The 2,799-nt window shown below is 65.5% G+C and carries 4 protein-coding genes; 3 read left to right on the top strand and 1 reads right to left on the bottom strand.

All coding sequences use genetic code 11. From position 1 onward, the window contains the following. From KTN05_RS17340 to KTN05_RS17330, 3 genes are all read left to right on the top strand, one after another. A partial coding sequence (locus KTN05_RS17340) for a TRAP transporter large permease subunit (protein ID WP_217330620.1) occupies positions 1–426 on the top strand: 426 nt, incomplete at its 5' end. A 12-nt stretch (positions 427–438) separates the two neighbouring features. Then, positions 439–1,179, top strand: coding sequence for an SDR family oxidoreductase (locus KTN05_RS17335; protein ID WP_217330619.1), 741 nt, complete (start codon positions 439–441; stop codon positions 1,177–1,179). Further along, the gene (locus KTN05_RS17330) at positions 1,176–2,177 is read left to right on the top strand and encodes a Gfo/Idh/MocA family protein (protein ID WP_217330618.1); all 1,002 of its coding nucleotides are present in this window, start codon (positions 1,176–1,178) and stop codon (positions 2,175–2,177) included. The genes KTN05_RS17335 and KTN05_RS17330 overlap by 4 nt, the downstream gene beginning before the upstream one ends. Positions 2,178–2,381: 204 nt before the next feature. On the opposite strand, the gene KTN05_RS17325 is transcribed toward KTN05_RS17330, so the two are convergent. Beyond that, positions 2,382–2,799 (bottom strand): hypothetical protein (locus tag KTN05_RS17325; protein WP_217330617.1); only part of this gene is annotated, 418 nt, incomplete at its 5' end.

Below are 2,799 nucleotides of genomic sequence, written 5' to 3'. Positions count from 1 at the left end.
TTCATGTCCACGGCCATGGGCTTCATGCATGTCCCGCAGAACATTTCCGCCGCGATCTCGATGCTGGACCTGTCGCCCTATCAACTGATCCTGATCCTCACCCTTTTCTACATCGTGCTCGGCATGTTCCTCGAGGGCGTCTCGATGACGGTGATGAGCCTGCCGATCACGCTGCCGCTGATCCTTGCGGCCGGGTTCGATCCGATCTGGTTCGGCATCTTCCTGATCCTGATGATCGAGATGGCGCAGATCACGCCGCCGGTGGGCTTCAACCTGTTCATCCTGCAGGGCCTCACCCGGAGTTCGATCACGCGGATCATCAAGGCATCGGTGCCGTTCTTCCTGCTGATGTGCCTTGGCGTGGCGCTGATCACGATCTGGCCCGAGATCGTGCTGTGGCTGCCCAATCTACTCTACAACAAGTAAGGAGCGCAGCGGATGAGGCGTCTCGAAGGAAAAACCTGCGTCGTCTCGGGTGCAGGGGCCGGCATCGGGCGGGAAACCGCGCTGCGGTTCCGGGCCGAGGGTGCGATTGTCCATGCGCTGGACCGTCACGCGGACGGCCTGTCCGCCTTATCCAGTGAGGGGACGGGCATCTCGACCCACGTCGTCGATCTGACGGATCTGGCCGCAGTGCGGGCCTTTCATGCCGGACTGCCGCGGCTAGATGTCCAGTTCAATTGCGCAGGCATCGTTCCGGTGGGCCGGCTTGCGGACTGCGACGACGGCCAATGGAACACGGCGCTCGCCGTCAATGTCACCGCGGCCTACGGGATGATGCGCGAGGCCGTCGCCCTGATGGCGAGGGGCGGGGGCGGGTCGATCATCAACATGGCGTCGGTCATCTCGTCCATTGGTGCGGCGCCGGACCGCTTCGCCTACGGCGCGAGCAAGGCGGCCGTCATCGGCATGACCAAATCGGTCGCGCTGGACTATGCGGGCCAAGGCATCCGCTGCAACGCGATCTGTCCCTCGGGCGTCGAGACCCCGTCGATGACCGCAAGGATCGACGCCATGGAGGACCCCGCCGCCGCGCGGCGGATGTTCTCCAGCCGTCAGCCGGTGGGCCGGATGGGCACCCCGGCCGAGATCGCCGAACTGGCGGTGTATCTGGCCAGCGACGCCTCGGCCTTCATGACCGGCAGCACGGTCGTCATCGACGGCGGGGCAAAGCTGTGACCGGCGCGCGGCCGCTGCGGGCCGGGATCGCGGGGCTGGGACGCTGGGGGCAGACGCTGGTCGATGCCAGCCGGCGCAACCCGGACAGTATGCTCTCCTTCGTCCGTGCTGCCACCAGGTCCCCCGACAAGGCCGCGGCATTCTGCGCCGACCGTGATCTGCCGCTGGCCGCCGGTTTTGACGCGCTGCTGGTGGACGACGACATCGAGGCGGTCGTTCTGGCCACGCCGCACAGCCAGCACGCCGACCAGATCCGGCGCGCCGCAGCGGCGGGTCGCCATGTCTTCGTCGAAAAACCCCTGGCTCTGACGCTGGCCGATGCGATCTCGGCCGTCGATGCGTGCGAGACGGCCGGGGTGCGGCTCGCCGTCGGGTTCAACCGGCGTTTCCTGCCCGCGTTCCGCGCCCTACAGGGCCTTCTTGCTTCAGGCGATCTGGGCCGGCCGCTGCATGTCGAGGGAAGCTTCTGCGGCCCCTTCGGCTATCAGTACACTGACGAGATGTGGCGAGGGTCGGCCGCCGAAAATCCGGCCGGCGGCATGGCGGCCATGGGCATCCACGTCCTCGACGCGATGATTGCAATCATGGGACCGGTGGTGCGCGTCGCCGCCATCAGTCGACGCCTGGCTGTCAGCAGCAATCTCGACGATACGACCGTGATCATGCTCGAGTTCGCGTCTGGCGCGACCGGCAGCCTTTCAACGCTGATGGCGACGGCACCGTTCTGGCGGCTGCATGTGTTCGGCGCCTCTGGCTGGGCCCAGATGCCCGATCAGGCGCGACTGATCCATGCCGGCCTCGACGGACAGGTGAGCGAGCAGAGCTTCGAACCCCTCGACACGCTTGCCACCGAACTCGACGCCTTCGCGCTCACCGTGAGGGAGGAATGGCCGTGGCCGGTCACCACGGTTCAGGCGCTCGCCAGCGTCGGAGCCATGGAGGCGATCGCTCGTTCCGCGGCTGGCGGTGGGAACTGGGTCGGAGTCGAGGAACGCTGAAACGGGGTGGAGCGTACCTCGGCGGCCTCTGTCACCTTGCGCGGAAACTGTCCTGGGTCCGTCACAGTCCCACGTTGTGCGTTAGGTTCTACCGGCCACCAGCCTGCGGGACCTGCATTGGCCTAATCCGCTACCCGGAGCGCTTCGCTGACCACCCGAGCATAGCGCCAGGACCGATCATGCACTGACATAGAATGGACCACCTCAGTGGTGATGGTCTCCAGTTTTCGTAATTCTACCTTCAGCGCGACCAACGAACTCATCGTGGTCCGCGCGTCGTCGGGCATGAGGATCGCCTAGGTCGAAAAAGTCAGTTCGGTCATCGGGGGGGCTTTCAGGCGTGGCAACCTTCTTTCGAAAGGACTCAGGCTGCGGGTCGAACAGATCGAAAATGGCATTGGTTTCGGCCACGATGCCGTCGGCACGGGCCCGTGATCTGGTCGGGCTGAGAGATCGAGGCACAGCTGACGCCATTTCGGCGTTGCGTGGATCCAGCGGGAGGAACGCACCCATAGCCCGTGCGGCGCCTTGCGCATGCGTTGCCCAGTGACGCTGCATCATCTGTGCGCCCCGCCGCGATCCGAGCAGGATATAGAGCACCGGGATGGGCGTGACCTGCAAC

Source organism: Paracoccus sp. Z118 (assembly GCF_019061185.1).
GTDB lineage: Bacteria > Pseudomonadota > Alphaproteobacteria > Rhodobacterales > Rhodobacteraceae > Paracoccus.
This window is presented reverse-complemented; position numbering and strand designations above follow the sequence as displayed.

What these genes read in the sequence shown, in the direction of transcription:
- KTN05_RS17335 (WP_217330619.1), top strand. Translation starts at nt 439, where the DNA reads ATGAGGCGTCTCGAAGGAAAAACCTGCGTCGTCTCGGGTGCAGGGGCC.